Origin of the sequence: Streptomyces sp. adm13(2018) (genome assembly GCF_008042145.1) — a bacterium.
Lineage (GTDB): Bacteria > Actinomycetota > Actinomycetes > Streptomycetales > Streptomycetaceae > Streptomyces.
In genome coordinates this window covers 1-698 of the sequence record NZ_RDBH01000152.1, presented here as the reverse complement: position 1 = coordinate 698, position 698 = coordinate 1, and the positions used below count along the sequence as shown (strand labels likewise).

The following is a 698-nucleotide window of genomic DNA, read 5'->3' as shown; positions in this document are numbered from 1 at the left end:
GGCCAGCAGGTGCGAACCGACCCCGGAGCGCCGCCGTTCCGGAGTGACGTGCAGCTCCAGTTCCGCCAGGTGCCGCTGCCCCTCCGGCGTGAACAGCCGCAGTCCGGCCACCCCCACCACCGTGCCGTCGGCCTCGGTGGCCAGCCACAGCAGCCGGCGGTTGTCCCGGCCGGTGACGGCCAGGCGGGCGTGGGTCTGCTCGAACGTGGGACGGGGCTCCTCGGGCAGATCGGCGGCCAGCGAGGCCGCCACGACCGCGTGCCAGGCCGCGGCGTCCGCCGTCGAGACCTGGGTGAGGGGGACTGCGTCGATCAAGTGGGCTCCTTGGTGGGGCGGCCGTTTTCCGGGCCAGTGCCGTGCGGTCGTGTCGTATCGCTGCGTTCCTGCTGCTGATTCGTCGAGCCGACTGTGCCACCGCTCGCCCTTCGGCCGTCACTCTTTATTGCTCCGCCCTCTCGGCGATCTCGGCAGGTTCCCGGTGCCTCCCCGACGTACGTACGGGCGCCCCCCCGGAGTGACGGAGTACCGCGCACGATCCCCGGCCGGAACGAGCCGACGCAGTCCCCCTCACCCAGGTCTCGACGGCGGACGCCGCGGCCTGGCACGCGGTCGTGGCGGCCTCGCTGGCCGCCGATCTGCCCGAGGAGCCCCGTCCCACGTTCGAGCAGACCCACGCCCGCCTGGCCGTCACCGGCCGG

Annotated in this window: 1 protein-coding gene; it reads right to left on the bottom strand. The window is 73.8% G+C overall.

The annotated features are described in order from the left end of the window. Positions 1-315: GNAT family N-acetyltransferase (locus EAO70_RS34895; protein WP_148006830.1), on the bottom strand; the 315-nt coding region annotated here is incomplete at its 3' end. Positions 316-698 lie beyond the last annotated feature (383 nt).